Source organism: Kitasatospora sp. NPDC101157, from assembly GCF_044768255.1.
Classification (GTDB): domain Bacteria; phylum Actinomycetota; class Actinomycetes; order Streptomycetales; family Streptomycetaceae; genus Kitasatospora.
The window spans coordinates 223,336-241,490 of the sequence record NZ_JBIWPL010000002.1 but is presented as its reverse complement, the minus strand read 5'-3'; the positions used below and the strand labels follow the sequence as shown (position 1 = coordinate 241,490).

The window sequence follows — 18,155 nt, the reverse complement described above, 5'->3', positions numbered from 1 at the left end:
GTTGGCGGTGGACGACTGGTCAGCTGGTACCGGGACGGTCCGGCTCCGGGCACCGGGCGGCGGGGATCCGCCCTTCCCCGGCGAGGTGGTCGCGCAACCAGCGTTCGGTGGTGTTGACGTGCATCAGGGCGGCGGCCTGGGCGAGGTTCGGGTCGCGGGCGACGAGGGCCTGGTGGATCGCCTCGTGTTCGGCGATGGTCCGCCCCGCCGCGTCCGCGTCGGCCAGACCCCGCCAGGCCCGGGCGCCGAGCGTGCGTCCGGAGATGTGCTCCAGCAGTGTGGCCAGGGTCTCGTTGCGGGTGGCGCGGGCCACCGCGCGGTGGAAGGCCGCGTCGTGCCGGAGCAGCAGTTCCACGTCGTCCCGGGCGTCCCGCATGGCCGACAGGTGCCGTTCCACCTCGGCGAGGTCCTCGTCGGTGATGCGGGTGGCGGCCAGCGCGGTGGCGACCGGCTCGAACAGCCTGCGCACCTCGGTGAGTTCCAGGACGGTGTCCCCCTGGAGCAGCTCGACCGCGCCCCCGAGGCCCTCCAGCAGCAGGGCGGGCGCCAGGCTGGTCACGTAGGTGCCGTCGCCGCGCCGGATCTCCAGGACCCGGGCGACGACCAGCGCCTTGACCGCCTCGCGCATCAGGTTCCGGGACAGGCCCAGCTCGGCCGCGAGCTGCTGCTCGGGGGGCAGCTTCGCTCCGGGAGGCAGCTCGCCCTCGCGGATCATCCGGCGGATGCTGGCGATCGCCTTGTCAGTCAGGGACACGGCGCCAACGTAGCAGGACGGTCCCATGTCTCGGAAGAGACCACGACCTCCTCCGCCGTCGACCGGCTTGTCCGGCCTGGTACTTCGCCGATCTCCTTCCGCACCTCCGGGACACCCGCACCGGATCCATCCCATCGATCGACCGCAGACCTGACTGTGCTCGGTCCAGGGCCGGCTGCGAACCCGCGGCCGAACACGTTGCCGCGGAAGGCCAACCGTCCGTGCGGACGGCCGAGTGCTCCTCACGCGAACCACACGTGATCTCCGCAGAAGCCTCGCCCCGGGCCGGTGTCGCGGGCGGGGCGGATCTGCATAGGCTCCGCAGACCGCCCGACGCGGCATCCGGGCACCTAGGAAGATCGAATGAGTTACTGCACGCTCTGCCAACGGCATCTCAACGGCGCACTCTCCTGTCCCGGCTGCGGACGGCCGCAAGAGGCGCTCCCCCAGTACGAGCCCGAACCCCCGGTCGCGCACCCGCCCACCGCGGCTCCCGCGCCCCGCAGGATCCGGCGGCGAACCGCCCGCCGGCACGGCGCCCGGCTCGCCCTGGCGGTGCTCGGTGTGGCGGCGGGCGGACTGGCCACCGCGGTGGTGGCCCTCGGCCAGGGCGACGGCGAGGCGGTCCCGCTCCCGCCGGGCGCTACGGCGGCGTCCACCTCGACGGCCGCGCCGTCCACCCACGGGCCCGCGAGCCTTCCCACCACCGCGACGGCCGCCCCGAGTACGGCGAGCCCTCCGGCCCAGCCGTCGGTCACCAGCACCCGGCCCAGCGCGTCAAGGACGGCCACGCCCTCACATGCCGCCACGACCGAGCCCGCCCCTTCCCAGCCCACGACGCCCACCGCGCCGCCGCCCACCCGGCACTCCCCCGGACCGTCCACCCCCACGGCAACGGCGACGCCATCCTGCAAGCCGTTCCTCTTCTGGTGCACCTGACCCTCCGGGCCACCGGCACACCGGCGGTGGCGGCACCACGGACCGGAAGACCGGCGAACGCCGCCACCGTGAAACTTTCACCGGTGCGACCGGCACCGTCGGCCGTGGCCGCCGGGAGATCGCGGGGCGGCCCGGTCACTCCTTGACAGCCGGACGGACCCTGCTGCAGCGTCAGCAATCGAAGACGACACCGTAACGGGAACAGGTGCCCGGGAACGCCGCCGCGAATGTGAACGCTCACATGTGTGGCGGGCCCCTTCCGGGGCGCGCCCGGTCACCTGCTCACCGGCACCGGCGTCCACGCCGCGGAGAAGGGGTTCCATGCTGCGTTCCCGGTACTCGAAGTCCCGCCTGCTCGCCGTACTGCTGGTGGTCGGCGCCGCGTTCGGGGTGAGCCTGTCCGCCGCGCCCCAGGCCGGCGCCGCCTCGTTGACCCGGATCACCGGCTTCGGCGAAAATCCGACCGGCCTGCAGATGTACGTGTACGTGCCGAACAGTGCCAGGGCGCGTCCACCGGTCCTGCTGGCGCTGCACGGCTGCCAGGGCTCCGGGCCCTACCTGTACTCCAGCACCGACTTCGCAGCGCTGGCCGACCGGTACGGGTTCATCGTCGTCTACCCCTCGACCAGCCCCGGCGGCAGTTGCTGGGACGTCTCGTCCGATCAGGCGCTGACGCGCAACGGCGGCAGTGACCCGGTCGGGCTGATGTCGATGATCAGGTACACCGAGCAGCACTACGGCGCGAACCCCGACGCCGTGTACGTCACCGGTGAGTCCTCGGGCGGGATGATGACCAACGTCATGCTCGCGGACTACCCGGACGTGTTCAAGGCGGGCTCCGCGTTCATGGGCGTGCCCTACCACTGCTTCCACACGGGCACCGTGCGCGGCTGGAACGGCCCCTGCGCCGGGGGCCAGGTCTCCATGACGGCGCAGCAGTGGGGCGACCTGGTGCGCCGCGCCGACCCCGGCTACACCGGGCCGCGCCCCCGGGTGCAGCTGTGGCACGGCACCGCCGACCCGATCCTGAACCACCGCGACCTGGGCGAGGAGACCAAGCAGTGGACGAACGTCCTCGGGGTGCGCCAGACCCCGTCGTCCACGGACACCCCGGCCCCTGACTGGAACCGGGCCCGGTACGCCGACCGCTCCGGCGTCACGCAGGTCGAGACGTACAGCATCACCGGCGCCGGCCACCAGTTGCCGGTCCGGGGCACGCCGATGGCCGCCTACGCCGTTCACTTCATGGGGCTGGACGGCAGCGGCCCCGTCCGGGCCGGCGGTGCGCCGCACCCGGTGGGTACGGAGGTCGCGGGCTCCACCGCCGGGCCGGGCGCTCAGCGGCAGGACCGCGGCTGAACAGCGCTTCGGGGCCGGTCGCCGCCGCCGCGGGACCGGCCCCGAAGCATCCGCCCGCCGGGGAAGTCGGCGGGAGCGGGGGCTCCCGCCGTCAGGGGCTGCCCGCCGGTGGGAGGCCGTGGACGGTGACGGTCGGGTGCAGGCGGCGGGTGTGGTCGAGCCGGCGGACCCGGCCGGTGAGGCGCAGCGGCACGGTGAGGCGGGGGTCGGTGCTGGAGGCGGAGATCCGCAGTTCCAGGGCGCCGGGTTCGACGATCCGGCGGCCGTCGCGGCCGGTGAAGGAGGCCAGGTCGGCCGGGAGGGTCAGCTCCACCCGGCAGCCCGCCCCGGCGTCCAGCGGGATCCGCCGGTAGCCGACCAGCCGCTGAACCGGCTGGACGACGGAGGCCACCGGGTCGTGGAGGTACAGCTGCACCACCTCGGTGCCCGCCCGCGAACCGGTGTTGCGCAGCTCGAAGGAGAGCCGGAACGCGCCGTCGGTGCCGGTCTCCGCCTCCCGCACCTCCGGGCCGGACCACGCGAACTCGCTGTATCCGAGCCCGTGTCCGAAGCCGTAGGCGGGTGTCGGGTCGGTGCTGGAGACCCCGCCCGCCTGGGCCAGCCTCGCGGCCAGGTAGGTCGAGGGCTGGACCCCGGGGTGGGCGGGGACGGAGACGGGCAGCCTCCCGGACGGGTTGACCCGCCCGCTGAGCACGCCGGCGAGCGCCTCCGTCCCGGCTTCCCCGGGGAAGAAGCACTGGACGATCCCGGCCGCCTCGGTGACGGCCCGCCCGAGGGCGTAGGGGCGACCGGCCAGCAGGGTGACCACCACGGGCTTCCCGGCGTCCAGCACTGCTTCCAGCAACTGCGCCTGCCTCCCTGGAAGTTCGAGGGAGGCGACGTCGCAGCCCTCGCCGCTGGTGCCGCGGCCGAACAGCCCCGCCCGGTCGCCGAGGGCGAGCACCACCACGTCGGCCCGCTCGGCGGCGCGCACGGCTTCGGCGATGCCGGCGGTGTCCTCGCCGTCGACCGCCACGCCGCGCACCGTGCACAGCTCGCTGTCGGGGAACTCGGCCGCCAGCGCCTCGCGCAGGGTGGGGAGTCCGATGCCGAGCGGGATGTCCGGGTGCCGGCTGCCGACGTGCACGGGGAAGGAGTAGCAGCCGAGGACCGCCGTGGGTTCGTCGGCGTTCGGGCCGATCAGCGCGATCCGGCCGGGCTCGCGCAGCGGCAGCAGACCGTCGTTGCGCAGCAGTACCACGGCCTGCTCGGCGAGTTCGGCGGCGAGTGCCCGGTTGGCGGGCCGGTCCAGGTCGACCAGGCCGCGCAGCGCCCGCGGTTCGCTCGGGTCCGCGTCGGCGAGGGCGGCCGGTACGGGCGACCAGTCGGCGTCCAGCAGCCCGAGTTCGGCCTTCTGGACGAGGACGCGGCGCAGCGCCCGGTCGATCAGCCGCTCCGGGACGGTGCCCGCGACGACCGCGTCGAACAACGGCTGTCCGAAGGTGTCGACGGTGGGCAGTTCGACGTCGACCCCGCTCTCCAGGGCCAGTGCGGCGGCGGCGGACCGGTCCTCCGCCACGCCGTGCAGGGTGTGGAGGAAGGCGACGCCGAAGTAGTCGGCGACGACCGTGCCGGTGAAGCCCCAGGTGCCCCGCAGCAGCCCGGTGAGCAGGTCCCGGTCGGCGGCGGAGGGCAGGCCGTCGGTGTCCGTGTAGGCGTGCATGACGGAGCGGGGGCGGCCCTCCCGCACGGCCATCTCGAAGGGCGGCAGGATCACGTCGGCGCGCTCGCGCGGGCCCATCGAGACGGGGGCGAGGTTGCGGCCGGCGCGGGAGGCCGAGTACCCGGCGAAGTGCTTGAGCGTGGCGACGATCCCGGCCGACTCCAGGCCCTGGACGTAGGCGGTCCCGACGGTGCCGACCAGGTACGGGTCCTCGCCGATCGTCTCCTCGACCCGCCCCCAGCGGGCGTCGCGGACCACGTCGAGCACCGGCGCCAGGCCCTGGTGCACGCCGACGGACCGCAGGTCGCGCCCGATGGCCGCGGCCATCGTCCGGACCAGCTCCGGGTTGAAGGTGGCGCCCCAGGACAGCGGGACGGGGTACGCCGTGGCACCCCAGGCGGCGAAGCCGGCCAGGCACTCCTCGTGGGCGAGGGCCGGGATGCCGAAGCGGTTGGCGGCGGCGATCCGCTGCTGGGTGCGCAGCAGGGAGAGCGCGCCGAGCGCCGGGTCGACCGGGGCGGTGCCGAACGGCCGGGTCAGCTGGCCCAGCCCGAAGGGCAGGAGGGTGTCGAGGTCGGGTGGCGGCTCCATCTCGTGCTGGTGGGGGGCGACTTCCCCGCCGTCGGCGTCGGCGCCGACCCAGACGCCGACCAGTTGGGCGGTCTTCTCCCGCAGGGTCATCGCGGCGATCAGGGCGTCGGCCCTGGCCCCGGGGGTGAGCGAGGTGTCCTGCCAGGCGGGGGCGGGCTCGGGGTTCCGGTGGTCGTTCACTTTCCTCCGACCCCCGTCAGGCCCTGGACCAGGGCGCGGCGGGCGAACAGGTAGACGATGAGGACGGGGAGCATGGACAGCACCACGGCGCTGAGCAGTCCGGGCACGTCCACACCGTGTTCGGTCTGGAAGTCGTACAGGCCGAGGGTGATGACCTTGGTGGAGTCGGACTGGGTGAGGATCAGCGGGAAGAGGAAGCCGTTCCAGGCCTGGAGGGCGGCGAAGACCGTGATCGAGGCCAGTCCGCCCTTGGACAGCGGGAGCACCAGCTGCCGGAACACCCGCGCCGGGGACGCGCCGTCCATCGCCATCGCCTCGTACAGCTCGGGGCCGATGTCGCGCATCGCACCGGTCAGCACCAGGGTGCAGACCGGCAGGCAGAAGGCCGCGGTCGGGAGGATGACGCCGACCAGGTGGTCGTACATGCCGGTCTGGCTGATGACGTAGAACATCGGCACGATCACCGCCTGGGCGGGGATCGCCAGCCCGAGCAGGAACAGCCGGAAGATCCAGCCGGTCGCCCGGCCGCGGGCGCGCACGATGGCGTAGGCGAGCGGGGGGACGACCAGCAGCACGATGGCCACCACACCGGCGGTGACGGTCAGGGTGTTGAGGAAGTCCTGGCCGAAGCCGTTCGACAGGTCGGTCAGGTAGTTCTGCACCGTCCACTGCGCGGGCGGCTTCAGCGGGCCCTCGGTGGAGTAGTCGGAGCGGGTGCGGAAGGTGGCGATCAGCAGGACGTACAGCGGCAGGCCCACCAGCACCAGCCACACCAGGGAGCCGAACCCGGCCAGGACGTTGGGGCGTCGTCGCATCACAGGCCCTCCGCCGTGCCGCGCATCCGGTCGTAGCCGGAGAGCCGGACGACCGCGAGCGAGATCAGGGTGGCGACCACCACGAGGACCAGCGCGACGGCCGAGCCCACGCCGAAGTCGAAGCCCTTGAAGGCCTTCTGGTACATGTAGTAGGCGGTGACGGTGGTGTCGGTGCCGGGGCCGCCCTGGGTGAGGATCAGCACCGTGTCGAAGGTGGTCAGACCGCCGACCACCATGAGGATCACCGAGGTGATGATCGTGTTGCGCAGCTGCGGCAGGGTGACGTGGAGGAACTGCCGTACCCGGCCCGCGCCGTCGACGGCGGCGGCCTGGTAGAGCACCTGGGGGATGGCCCGGGCGCCGCCCTGGTAGATCAGGGCGTGCAGCGGGGTGAACTGCCACACGCCGACGAAGGTCAGCACGCCGATCGCGCCGCCCTTGCTGCCGAGGAGGTTTCCGTCACCGAACAGCCAGGTGAGCTGGGCCGGCACGCCGAAGTTGGGGTCGAGGACGGCCCGCCACACCACCGAGACGGCGGTGGCCGAGAGCAGCAGCGGCACGAAGTAGACCGCCGAGAGGACGGCCCGGTTGCGCTGGTGCCCGGCGGCCCAGACGCCGAGCAGGATGCTGACCGGCGTCTGGGTCACCACGCCCAGGGCGGTGAGCAGGAGGGTGGTCCAGACGGACTGGAGCATCACCGGGTCGTGGAGCAGGGCGGTCCAGTTGTCCAGGCCGTTGAAGCGCGGTTCGCCTATGCCGTCCCAGCTGGTGAAGGAGAGCACGACGACCAGCAGCAGTGGTGTGAGCGCGAACATCAGGAAGAACACCGCGGCGGGGAGCGCCCAGACGAGGCCCGGGCGGGTCGCCGCCGCGCCCGGGCGCGCGGCGCGCGTCATGAGGTCGGCAAGGCCTGCATGGCCTTGATGAAGCCGTCGGTGTCGAGCCTGCCGTCGAAGAACTGCTGGACGGCGGTGTGCATGGGCGTCATGGCGCCCGGCGGGTAGGCCTGGTCCCAGGAGAGCTGGAAGGAGGGGGCGGCCTTGACCAGCTCGTACTGGTCCTTGGAGTACCCGGGGCTGGCCGAGAGGTCGAGGAAGTTGACGGTGCTGGTGGTGGTCGGCAGGTTGCCGATGGCCAGCTGGGCCTTCACGAACTCGTCGGAGTACATCAGTTGGAGGAAGGCCGCGACGGCCTCCGGGTGCTTGGTCCTCTTGAGCACGGAGTAGAAGTTGTTGGTGTTGCCGACGACGTCGGCCGGGTCGCCCTTGCCGCCGTTCAGGGCCGGGAAGCCGGTGTAGCCGAGGCCGGACCTGGCGAAGTCGGGGTTGGCGTCCTGCTGGGTGGAGTAGTACCAGGAGCCCATCAGCTCGAAGGCGGCCTTGCCCTTGGCGACCAGGGCCGGGGATCCGCCGTCGGTGAACTTGACGGAGTCGTAGTTGCTGCCGAAGGCGCCGGCGTCGACCAGCTGCTTGAGGGTGGTCAGCGCCCTGCGGCTGTCCTCGCTCGCCCACGCCTCGCGGTCGCCGCCGAGCGCCCGTTGGAACAGGCCGGGGCCGGCGATCCGGTCGTAGAGGTACTCGAACCACATCAGGGTGGGCCACTGGTCGCCGCCGCCGAGCGCGATCGGGGTGACGCCCTTGGCCTTCAGTGTCCTGGTGGCGGCGACCAGGTCGTCCCAGGTCTTCGGCGGGGTGAGTCCGGCGTCCGCGAGCACCTGCTTGTTGTGGAAGAGCAGCACCGGCTGGGTGCCGCGCATCGGCACTCCGTACGGCTTGCCGTCCACCACCGCCGAGTTGAAGACCGAGGGCAGGAAGTTGCCCTTCAGGCCCGGGTCCTTGGCGATGAAGTCGTCCAGCGGCAGCAGCAGGCCCGCCTTGACGAACGGCTGGATGGAGCCGCCGCCCCAGTTGAAGAAGACGTCGGGGGCCCGCGGCGTGTTGATGACGGTCTGGAGCTTCTGCTGGTAGTCCGCGCCGGGGATGGTGTCCAGCACGGCCTTGACCTTGGAGGTCTTGTTGAAGGTGTCGACGAGTTGTTTCTCGACCTTGTTGGCGGCATCCCCGTAGACCAGTACGTGGATCGTGCCGTCGCCCGAGTCGGAGGAACCCCCCGAGCCGCAGGCGGCGGACGTCCCCAGGACGAGTGCGGTGACCGCGGTGATCGCGGCGACTTTCGATCGCATATCCTGCCCTCTGTTTCGAATGTTTCGAGCAAGTTGCCGAATGTTGTGGGAAACCTAGATCGGCGCTGACCGACCGTCAAGAGCCCCGACGGGATCGGCCCGCGACTCGTCCGGGGGGCTAGCATCCGTGCGGTACGGCCACCCGCGGTCGTCCCGTACAGCCATCCACGACGGAGTTCGCCCAGCAGGGGCAGTGCAGGAGGAACCCGTGACCAGAGCGGCCACGCTCGCCGAGATCGCACAGGAGGCCGGAGTCTCCGCGCCGACTGTTTCGAAAGTCCTGAACGGGCGCGCCGACGTCGCGCCGGCCACGCGCGAGCGGGTGGAGGAGCTGCTGCAGCGGTACGGCTACCGGCGGCGGCGCGGCAACCGCCGGTCCAGCCCGCTGCTGGAGCTGGTCTTCCACGAGCTGGAGAGCGCCTGGGCGGTGGAGGTGATCCGGGGTGTCGAGAACGCCGTCCGGGAGGAGGGGCTGAGCATCGTGCTCTCCGAGTCCGCCGAACGGCACGGTCCCGGCCAGTCCTGGGTGGACGGGGTGCTGGCGCGGCGCCCCACCGGCGTGGTGCTGGTACTGTCCGACCTGGACCGCTCGCTGCGCGAGCAACTGGCCCGCCGGGACATCCCGTTCGTGGTGCTGGACCCGGCCGGCGACCCCGGCCAGGACGTGCCCGCCGTCGGCACCACCAACTGGGACGGCGGTCTCGCCGCCACCCGGCACCTGCTCGACCTCGGACACCGCCGGATCGGCCTGATCGGCGGCCCCGCCCGGATGATGTGCAGCCGCGCCCGGGCCGACGGCTACCGGGCGGCGCTCGACATGGCGGGCATCCCGTACGACGCGGACCTGGTCCGCGAGGGCTCCTTCCACCACGAGGCCGGACGCCTGCTCGGACTGGAACTGCTCGGCCTGCCGCAGCGGCCGACCGCCGTGTTCGCCGGGAACGACCTCCAGGCCCTAGGCCTGTACGAGGCCGCCCGCGAGCTGGGGCTGCGCATTCCGGAGGACCTCAGCGTGGTCGGCTTCGACGACCTGCCGCTGGCCCGCTGGGTCGGGCCGCCGCTGACCACCGTGCGCCAGCCGCTGACCGAGATGGCCGAGGTGGCGACCCGTCTGGTGATCGACCTGGCCCGCGGGGTGCAGCCCGGCACGCTCCGGGTGGACCTGGCCACCAGCCTGGTCCAGCGCAGCAGCACCGCCCCGCCGCGAACGGCCGTGCCCGGCCAGGTGGAGCGCGGCTGACGGGCGGGCCGTCCGGTGGTCCGGGCCGTCGGGTGCCGGGCCCGTGGGACCGCGGAAAAGCGGTGTGGCCGGACGGCCGGGGAACCCGGCGCCGTCCGGCCGCACCGCACCGCACCGCTCGGTCAGCCGAGGCTCCACTGCTGGTTGCTCCGGCCGCTGCAGGTCCACAGCTGCGCCGGGGCGCCGTCTGCGGTGGAGCCACTGGAGACGTCCAGGCACAGACCGGACTGGACTCCCGTGACGGTGCCGTCGGCGTTCAGGTGCCACTGCTGGTTGGCCTGGTCGTTGCACGGCCAGACGACCACCTTGGTGCCGGGCGCCGTGCCCTGCCCGGAGGCGTCCAGACACATCCGGCCGGCGCCGCCGTAGACGCTCAGCTGGTCGGCGGAGGTGTGCGTCCAGATCTGGTTGGTGCCGCCCCAGCAGCTGTACACCTGCACCTGGGTGCCGGCCGTGGTCGAACCGTTCGGCACGTCGAGGCACTTGCCGGCACCGACCGCGCGCAGCTCGCCCGTGGTGCCGCCACCGCCGCCGGCGCTCGAACCGCCGAGGGCGGAGAGCGTCGCCGCGAAGGCCGGCTTGGGCCGGTCGTTGTCGTCGTACATGGTGGCGGCGCCGTACCCGGGGAAGGTGCCGGGGATCCAGGAGTGCGCGTCGTCCACGCCCCACTGGCTCACGCCCACGCAGCGGGACACGGCCAGGCAGGCCCGCACCACGGCGGCGTAGTCGGCGGCCTGCTGCTGGAGGGCGCCTGCGGAGGCGGGCAACTGGATCCGGTCGTCCAGTTCGGTGACGGCCACGTCCAGGCCCAGGTCGGCGAACCGCTGGATGTTGGCCTGCAGATCCGCGGGGACCTGGCCGACGACGAAGTGGCTCTCCAGCCCGATGCCGCCCAGCGGCACGCCCTGGGCGAGCAGCGACCGGGCGAGGCTGTAGAGGGCGTTGCTCTTCGCGTTCACACCCTCGATGTTGTAGTCGTTGATGTAGAGCTTCGCGCCCGGGTCGGCGGCGTGCGCGGTGCGCAGCGCGTCGGCGAGGTAGTCCGCTCCCATCGCCCGGTAGAACACGTCCGGGACGAGGGAGCCGTCGCCGTTGAACGGCTCGTTGATCACGTCCCAGGCGTAGACCTGCCCCTTGTAGTGGCCGGCCTCGGCGGTGATGTGGGCCTCCATGGCGGAACGCGCCTGGCTCAGCGGCAGGTTCGACATCCAGCCGGGAAGCTGGTTCTGCCACACCAGGTTGTGGCCGCGTACCCGCATGCCGTGCGCCCGGGCGAACTGCACGAGCTGGTCGCCCGGGCCGAAGTTGTACGAGCCGGGCGACGGCTCGGTGGTCTCCCACTTCATCTCGTTGGTCGGGGTCAGCGCGTCGAACTGCGCCCCGACGACGGCGGTTTCCCCGCCGACACCCAGGTCGCCGTCCGACAGGGCGGTGCCGAAGTACCGGCCGTTCGCCTCCGCGGCCGCCTTCAACGTGCTGCCGGCCGCCGCGGCCGGCGTCGTCGCGGCCAGCGCGCCGGTCGCGAGCACCAGCGCCAGGACCACCACGGCGGTCCAGGCATGGTGAATTCCGTTCAGTATCCTTCGAAGAGGCATGGTCGCCCTCCAGCGTCGCTCCAGGGAAGGTGCACACCCGCGCTGACGGCGGGTCATGGCGCACGAGCGAATGACGGCGGTGGGGCCGTCGGTTCGGGGAACGGGAGCGCTGCGGCGACCGTCCGGCGGACGGCGCCCGGGTGGGCGGCACTCCCGGGGGCTAGGTAACTCGGAGTGTGCGAGACCCGTCAATATGTGGTTGAAAGTTTCGGCAATGTTTCGGAAATCAGTGCCCGGCGTCCGGAGCACCGGCGGGCGCCGGAGGTTGCCGACGGTCCCGGCGCACCGGGCACGGTGCCTTCTCCGGTGTGGCGGCATGTAAGTTACAGCCTCTTCTGGGAGCGCTCCCGCGCCTATTGACGCCGTTTCTCAGGCCCTGGCTTGATGTGACAGGGGTCGCCACGCCTCGTTTGGGCGCGTTCCCACTCGATGCCCGCGGCCCCGTCAGGAATCCCCACCCATCGGAAAGGACCCGGACGTGCCTCAACCCGTCCTGCGTCGGCTCCGCACGGCAGCGGCCGCCACGCTGTTCGGCGCCACCGGCCTGCTGCCGAGCATCGGTGCCGCCGCCCCCGCCCACGCGGCGCCCGCCCCAGCGGCCGCCGTTCACCTCACCAACCCGTTCGCCGGCGCGACCGGCTACCTCAACCCCGACTTCGCGGCGGAGGTCAAGGCCCAGGCCGCGGCCGACGGCGGCAGCCTGGGCGCTCTGGAAACCCAGGTCGCCGCCAACCCCACCGCGGTCTGGATGGACCGCATCGGCGCTATCGCCGGCGACGCCACCCACCTCGGCCTCCAGGCCCACCTCGACCACGCACTCAGCCAGCAACAGCAGGGCGGCACGCCGGTGGTCTTCCAGGTCGTGATCTACGACCTGCCGGGCCGGGACTGCGCCGCGATCGCCTCCAACGGTGAACTCCCCGCCACCGCTGCCGGGTTGGCCACCTACGAGGCACAGTACATCGACCCGATCGCGGCCGTGCTGGCCAACCCGAAGTACGCCGGTCTCCGGATCGCGGCCGTCATCGAGCCGGACTCGCTGCCCAACGCCGTGACCAACCAGTCCAAGCCGCCCTGCGCCACCGCGACCCCGTACTACGAGTCGGGGATCGAGTACGCGCTCAACAAGCTGCACGCGATCCCCAACGTGTACGACTACCTGGACATCGGCCACGCGGGCTGGCTCGGCTGGTCCAACAACATGGTCCCGGCGGGCAAGGAGTACGCCAAGGTCGCCCAGGCCACCACGGCCGGGTTCGCCAGCATCGACGGCTTCGTCAGCGACACCGCCAACACCACCCCGCTCACCGAGCCGTTCCTCACCGACCCCGATCTGACGGTCGGCGGCCAGCCGCTCAAGTCGGCGAACTTCTACCAGTACAACCCCGCGTTCGACGAGTACCACTACGACACCGCCATGTACTCCACCCTGGTGTCCAACGGGTTCCCGAGCAGCATCGGCATGCTGGTCGACACCTCGCGCAACGGCTGGGGCGGCTCCGCCCGGCCGACCGCGCTCAACTCCGCCCCCACCACGGTGGACGCGTACGTCGCGGCCAACAGGGTCGACCGGAAGCCCTTCCGCGGCGACTGGTGCAACGTCAACGGCGCCGGCATCGGGGAACGTCCGCAGTCCCTGCCGTACGGCACGGGCAGCCCGATCATCGCGTTCCTCTGGGTCAAGCCGCCGGGCGAGTCGGACGGCGACTACCCCGACGCCTCCCACCCCCACGGCGACCCGCACTGCGACCCGAACGGCACCCAGAGCGACGGCAACGGCAACACCTACCCGACGGACGCCATCCCCGGCAGCAACATCCCGGCCGGACAGTGGTTCCCGGCCCAGTTCCGGCAGCTGGTGCAGAACGCCTACCCCGCGTTCGGCAGCGGCTCCGGCGGCAACACCGGCCCGAGCGTGCCGAGCGGACTGACCGTCACCGGCACCACCAGCAGCAGCGTGTCGCTCAGTTGGACGGCCTCCACCGACCCGGCCGGCGTGACCGGCTACTCGGTGTACCGGAACGGGGCCAAGGTCGCCACCGTGACCACCACCGGTTACACCGACTCCGGGCTCTCCCCCGCCACCGCCTACCAGTACACCGTCACGGCGCAGGACGCCGCCGGGAACGTCTCCGCCGCCTCCGCCGCGGTGACCGCCACCACGACGGCCTCGGGCGGGGGTGGCGGCAGCACCGGCTGCTCCGCCGGCTACGCGGTCGCCAACGACTGGGGCAGCGGCTTCACCGCCAACGTCACGGTCACCAACACGGGCACCACACCGACGAAGTCCTGGACGGTCACCTGGACGTGGGGCGGCAACCAGCAGATCACCAACAGCTGGAACGCCACCACTGCCCAGAGCGGCAGCGCGGTGACGGCCGCCAGCCTGACCTACAACGGCGCGCTGGCGCCCAACGGCACCACCGGCTTCGGCTTCCAGGCGAGCTACTCGGGCGGCAACACCGCTCCGACGCTGACCTGCACGGCCGGCTGACCCGCACCGCCAGCTGACCTCACCCGGCCGGGGCCGCACCGGCGGCCCCGGCCCCCACCCACGAGGACCCGGCATGCCCCGTAACGCCACACCCCGCACGGCCGCGCTGGCGGCCGCCACCGCCGCGTGCACCGCCCTGGCCGTGCTCCCCCTCACCGCCTCCGCGACCACCTCCGCCTCCTCCCCCGCCTCCGGCCCCTCCTGCGACGTGAGTTACTCCGTCAACGACTGGGGCAGCGGGTTCACCGCCAACCTCACCATCACCGACACCGGCACCACCCCCATCGACGGCTGGACCCTCGGCTACTCCTACACCGGCAGCCAGACCCTCCAGAACGGCTGGAACGGCACCTGGAGCCAGGCCGGCCACACCGTCACCGTCACCAACCCCGGTTACGCCCCCACCATCAGCCCCGGCGCCGGCTACACCACCAGCGCCAACTTCTCCTACACCGGCACCAACACCGCCCCCACCGCCTTCACCCTCAACGGCACCCCCTGCGGTCCGCGGTCGAGCCCGTCGCCGAGCCCCTCCCCCACGCCGACCGGCACGCCGACCAGCACCCCGCCGACCACGCCGCCCCCGAACGGACCGGCCCCGGCCGTCCACGTCGCGGGCAGGACGCTGGCGAAGGCCGACGGCACCCCGATCACCCTGCACGGGGTCGACCGCTCCGGGGCCGAGTTCATGTGCGTCCAGGGCCACGGCTTCTTCGACGGCCCGGCCGACCAGGCCTCCGTCACCACGATGAAGTCCTGGCACATCAACTCCGTCCGGGTGCCGCTCAACGAGGACTGCTGGCTCGGCCATTCCGACGTCGACCCCGCCTACGCCGGTGCGGCCTACATCGGTGCGGTGCGCAGCTACGTCGACCTGCTGGAGCGGAACGGCCTGGTGGCGGTCCTGGACCTGCACTGGACCGACGGGGTGTACACCGGACCCTCCGCCGGCTGCCCGGACGCCAACGCCACCTGCCAGAAGCCCATGCCGGACGCGGCCGGTGCCATCCCGTTCTGGACCTCGGTGGCGCAGACCTTCAAGGGCGACGACGCGGTGGTCTTCGACCTGTTCAACGAGCCGTACCCGTCACGCGCCACCGGGAGCGAGGACAGCGGCTGGACCTGCTGGCGCGACGGCGGCAGCTGTCCCGGAATCGGCTACCGGGTCGCCGGGATGCAGGCGATGGTCGACGCGGTGCGCTCGACCGGCGCGGACAACGTCCTGATGCTGGGCGGCCAGGAGTACGCCAACGACCTCACCCAGTGGGCCGCGCACCAGCCCGCCGACCCGCTGCACAACCTGGCCGCGTCCTGGCACTCGTACAACTTCAACGCCTGCAGCACCACTTCCTGCTGGGACGGCCAGCTCGCCCCACTCGCCGCCCAGGTGCCGGTCGTCGCGGGCGAGTTGGGCGAGAACGACTGTGCGCACGGCTATCTGGACACCCTGCTGCCCTGGCTGGACCAGCACGGCGTCTCCTACCTCGCCTGGACGTGGAACACCTGGGACTGCGGCAACGGACCGGCGCTGATCAGCTCCTACGACGGCACGCCGACGGCCTTCGGCGCCGGCTACCGCGCCCACCTGGCCGGCACGTAGCGCCGTCGGACCGGCCCCGGTCACGAGGACTCCCGCACCACCAGTTCCGTCGGCAGGACCGTCTGCCGGCGGAACCGGCCCGGTTGGGCGATCTCCTGGAGCAACGAGCGGACCATCAACCGCCCCATCTCCTCGATCGGCTGGCGGACGCTGGTGAGCGGCGGCTCGGTGTGCCGGGCCACCACGGAGTCGTCGAAACCCACCACGGCGACGTCCTGCGGCACCCGCCGGCCCGCCTCCCGCAGCGCCTGCAACGCGCCCGCCGCCATCAGGTCCGAGGCGCAGAACACCGCGTCCAGACCGGGCCGTCGGGCGAGCAGTTCCCGCATGCCCTCGCGGCCGCCGCGCTCGGTGAAGTCCCCGTGCGCCACGAGCCCCTCGTCCGCCGGCACCGCGGCCTCGGCGAGCGCCTGACGGTAGCCGGCCAGGCGCGCCGCGGCGCCCTCGATGTCGAGCGGCCCGGTGACGGTCGCGACGGCCGTCCTGCCCCGGGACAGCAGGTGCCGGACGGCCGCGCGGGCGCCGCCCGCGTTGTCGGCGTGGACGTAGCTCAGCGGTTCCTGCTCCGAGCGGCGCCCGCCCAGCACGGCGGGCAGTTCCAGCCGCTCCAGCAGCTCCGGGAGCGGATCGTCCTGGTGGACCGAGACCAGCAGGACGCCGTCCACCCGGCGGGCGGTGAGGTAGCGCGTCAGCCGCTCCCGCTCGTGCTCGTCGCGGACCAGCACCAGCAGCAACTGCAGGTCGGATTCGGCGAGTTCGGCGGAGACTCCGGTGATGATGTCGGAGAAGTAGGGCTCCGAGCTCAGTTTCGCGACGCTCTCCGGGACGACCAGGGCGACCGCGTCGGTCCGGGAGGTGACCAGGGACCGCGCCGCCTGGTTGGGGACGTAGCCGAGTTCGGCGATGGCCTGTTCCACCGCCGCGCGGGCCTTGGCGCTGACCTTGGACGAGCCGTTGACGACCCTGGAGACGGTGCCCCGGCCCACTCCGGCCCGCGCCGCCACCGCCTCCAGGGTGGGACGGGCAGCGGGCGGCTGCTGCTCGGCTCGGCTCATGATCGTTCTCCCCGCGGACGGTGGACGGACGGTGGACGGCGACGACCGCGGCGGGGGCGTCCGGACGACACGGTCCGGTAACGGAGCCGTTGCCCGCCCTTGACACGCCTCACGCGGCGAAGCAATCTTCCCACATCGATGTGGGAGCGCTCCCATAGCGCTCCTCCCGCGATCGCACACCCTCGCACTCCCACCGGTTCCGAGCACCACGCCGTGCCGCCCCCCGTGGTGTGGCACAGCCCTGCACCCAGCCTGGACAAGGAGATTCGGCCATGCGTAACCCCGGTACACCCCACGGCGGCAGAGCCACCGCCCGCCTCCCCCTGCGCAAGGTCCCCAAGCCGCTGCTGAGCGCCGCGACCGCCGCCCTGTGCGCCCTCGTGGTCACCGGGTGCAGCAGCTCCGGCTCGGGCGGCGCCACGGCCTCGGACGCCAAGATCACCCTGACCGTCGGCGACTACGGCACCTTCGGCTACAAGCAGGCCGGCCTGTTCGACGCCTACATGCGGGAACACCCCGGCATCACCATCGTCGAGCACACCGTCGAGCAGGAGACCGACTACTATCCCGCGCTGCAGACCCACCTCGCCTCCGGCAGCGGCCTGGACGACGTCCAGGCGGTCGAGGTCGGCCGGATCGCCCAGGTGGTGAAGAAGCAGGCGAACAAGTTCGTCGACCTCGGCAAGGCGGACGGGGTCGACAAGAACGCCTTCCTGCCGTGGAAGTCGCAGCAGGCCAGCACGGCGGACGGCCGCACCATCGGCCTGGGCACCGACATCGGCCCGATGGCGATCTGCTACCGCAAGGACCTGTTCCAGCAGGCCGGGCTGCCCACCGACCGCGAGGAGGTGGCCAAGCTCTGGCAGGGCGACTGGGCCAAGTTCGTCGAGACCGGCAAGCAGTACCAGGCCAAGGCCCCCGGCGGCACCTTCTTCACCGACTCCGCCGGCGGCCTGTTCAACGCCGTGGTGTCCTCCAGCACCACCCAGTACGACAACAGCAGCGGCCAGCTGGACTACAAGAACAGCCCCAGCGTCAAGAACGCCTGGAGCCTGGCGACCGGCGCGGTCCAGGCCGGGATCAGCGCCGGCCTCAAGCAGTTCGACACACCCTGGTACCAGGCGTTCGCCAATTCCAAGTTCGCCACGGTCGCCTGCCCGTCCTGGATGACGGCCATCGTCGCCGACAAGTCCGGGAGCGCCAACAAGGGCAAGTGGGACATCGCCACGGCGCCGGCCGCCGGGAACTGGGGCGGCTCGTTCCTCACCGTACCGAAGGCCGGCAAGCACCAGAAGGAGGCCGAGGCCCTCGTCGCCTGGCTCACCGCACCCGCGCAGCAGGCCAAGGTCTTCACCACGGTCGGCAACCTGCCGTCCAACACCAAGGCGCTGAGTCAGCCGGAGGTGCAGAACGCCACACTCGACTTCTTCGGCGACACGCCCACCGGCCGGATCTACGCCGCCACCGCCCAGTCCATCCAGCCGACCGTGATCGGCGAGTGGGACGGCCTGGTCAAGGACACCCTGACCAACGGCGCCCTGCTCAGCATCGAGCAGCACCAGAGCGACCCCGCCAAGGCGTGGAGCAACGCGGTCAAGGAGATCGACGACAAGGTCAGCGACTGACACCCGGTCTCCCGCCGTCCGCCC

General features: G+C 72.3%; 13 protein-coding genes. 6 read left to right on the top strand and 7 right to left on the bottom strand.

Annotated features, from left to right (window positions below; genetic code table 11):
• Positions 1-19: 19 nt before the first annotated feature.
• Positions 20-754, bottom strand: coding sequence for a FadR/GntR family transcriptional regulator (locus tag ACIRVF_RS04520; RefSeq protein ID WP_402813573.1), 735 nt, complete (start codon positions 752-754; stop codon positions 20-22).
• 363 nt (positions 755-1,117) lie between these two features.
• Between ACIRVF_RS04520 and ACIRVF_RS04515 the strand changes: the two genes are divergently transcribed.
• Both ACIRVF_RS04515 and ACIRVF_RS04510 read left to right on the top strand, forming a co-directional pair.
• Complete coding sequence (locus ACIRVF_RS04515) at positions 1,118-1,693, top strand: hypothetical protein (RefSeq protein ID WP_402813571.1); 576 nt, start codon at positions 1,118-1,120, stop codon at positions 1,691-1,693.
• Between the two features lie 321 nt (positions 1,694-2,014).
• Entirely contained in the window at positions 2,015-3,052 is a 1,038-nt protein-coding gene (locus ACIRVF_RS04510; RefSeq protein ID WP_402813568.1) for an alpha/beta hydrolase family esterase, read from the top strand.
• A 91-nt stretch (positions 3,053-3,143) separates the two neighbouring features.
• Here ACIRVF_RS04510 and ACIRVF_RS04505 read toward each other — a convergent pair whose 3' ends face one another.
• The 4 genes from ACIRVF_RS04505 to ACIRVF_RS04490 all read right to left on the bottom strand — a co-directional run bounded on the left by ACIRVF_RS04505 (position 3,144) and on the right by ACIRVF_RS04490 (position 8,522).
• Positions 3,144-5,435: a glycoside hydrolase family 3 N-terminal domain-containing protein gene (locus ACIRVF_RS04505; protein WP_402814609.1), complete on the bottom strand. Its 2,292-nt coding sequence runs from the start codon at positions 5,433-5,435 to the stop codon at positions 3,144-3,146.
• 86 nt (positions 5,436-5,521) lie between these two features.
• A complete protein-coding gene (locus ACIRVF_RS04500) occupies positions 5,522-6,340 on the bottom strand; it encodes a carbohydrate ABC transporter permease (RefSeq protein ID WP_402813565.1) in 819 nt (272 codons plus the stop codon).
• The gene (locus tag ACIRVF_RS04495; RefSeq protein ID WP_402813562.1) at positions 6,340-7,236 is read right to left on the bottom strand and encodes a carbohydrate ABC transporter permease; all 897 of its coding nucleotides are present in this window, start codon (positions 7,234-7,236) and stop codon (positions 6,340-6,342) included. Before ACIRVF_RS04495 ends, ACIRVF_RS04500 begins: the two co-directional genes overlap by 1 nt.
• On the bottom strand, positions 7,233-8,522 hold the full coding sequence (locus tag ACIRVF_RS04490) for an ABC transporter substrate-binding protein (RefSeq protein WP_402813559.1): 1,290 nt from the start codon (positions 8,520-8,522) through the stop codon (positions 7,233-7,235). The genes ACIRVF_RS04495 and ACIRVF_RS04490 overlap by 4 nt, the downstream gene beginning before the upstream one ends.
• A 208-nt stretch (positions 8,523-8,730) precedes the next feature.
• Here ACIRVF_RS04490 and ACIRVF_RS04485 point away from each other — a divergent pair, with 208 nt between their 5' ends.
• Positions 8,731-9,762, top strand: coding sequence for a LacI family DNA-binding transcriptional regulator (locus ACIRVF_RS04485; RefSeq protein WP_402813556.1), 1,032 nt, complete (start codon positions 8,731-8,733; stop codon positions 9,760-9,762).
• Positions 9,763-9,884: 122 nt separating this feature from the next.
• On the opposite strand, the gene ACIRVF_RS04480 is transcribed toward ACIRVF_RS04485, so the two are convergent.
• The gene (locus ACIRVF_RS04480; protein ID WP_402813553.1) at positions 9,885-11,357 is read right to left on the bottom strand and encodes an endo-1,4-beta-xylanase; all 1,473 of its coding nucleotides are present in this window, start codon (positions 11,355-11,357) and stop codon (positions 9,885-9,887) included.
• A gap of 478 nt (positions 11,358-11,835) precedes the next feature.
• Between ACIRVF_RS04480 and ACIRVF_RS04475 the strand changes: the two genes are divergently transcribed.
• Both ACIRVF_RS04475 and ACIRVF_RS04470 read left to right on the top strand, forming a co-directional pair.
• Positions 11,836-13,851, top strand: coding sequence for a glycoside hydrolase family 6 protein (locus ACIRVF_RS04475; RefSeq protein ID WP_402813550.1), 2,016 nt, complete (start codon positions 11,836-11,838; stop codon positions 13,849-13,851).
• Positions 13,852-13,924: 73 nt separating this feature from the next.
• Positions 13,925-15,451, top strand: a complete 1,527-nt coding sequence (locus ACIRVF_RS04470) for a cellulase family glycosylhydrolase (RefSeq protein ID WP_402813547.1) — start codon at positions 13,925-13,927, stop codon at positions 15,449-15,451.
• 20 nt (positions 15,452-15,471) lie between these two features.
• Here the strand turns inward: ACIRVF_RS04470 and ACIRVF_RS04465 are convergent, their stop codons facing one another.
• Entirely contained in the window at positions 15,472-16,506 is a 1,035-nt protein-coding gene (locus tag ACIRVF_RS04465) for a LacI family DNA-binding transcriptional regulator (protein ID WP_402813545.1), read from the bottom strand.
• A gap of 272 nt (positions 16,507-16,778) precedes the next feature.
• Between ACIRVF_RS04465 and ACIRVF_RS04460 the strand changes: the two genes are divergently transcribed.
• Complete coding sequence (locus ACIRVF_RS04460) at positions 16,779-18,131, top strand: extracellular solute-binding protein (RefSeq protein WP_402813542.1); 1,353 nt, start codon at positions 16,779-16,781, stop codon at positions 18,129-18,131.
• The last annotated feature ends 24 nt before the right edge of the window (positions 18,132-18,155 follow it).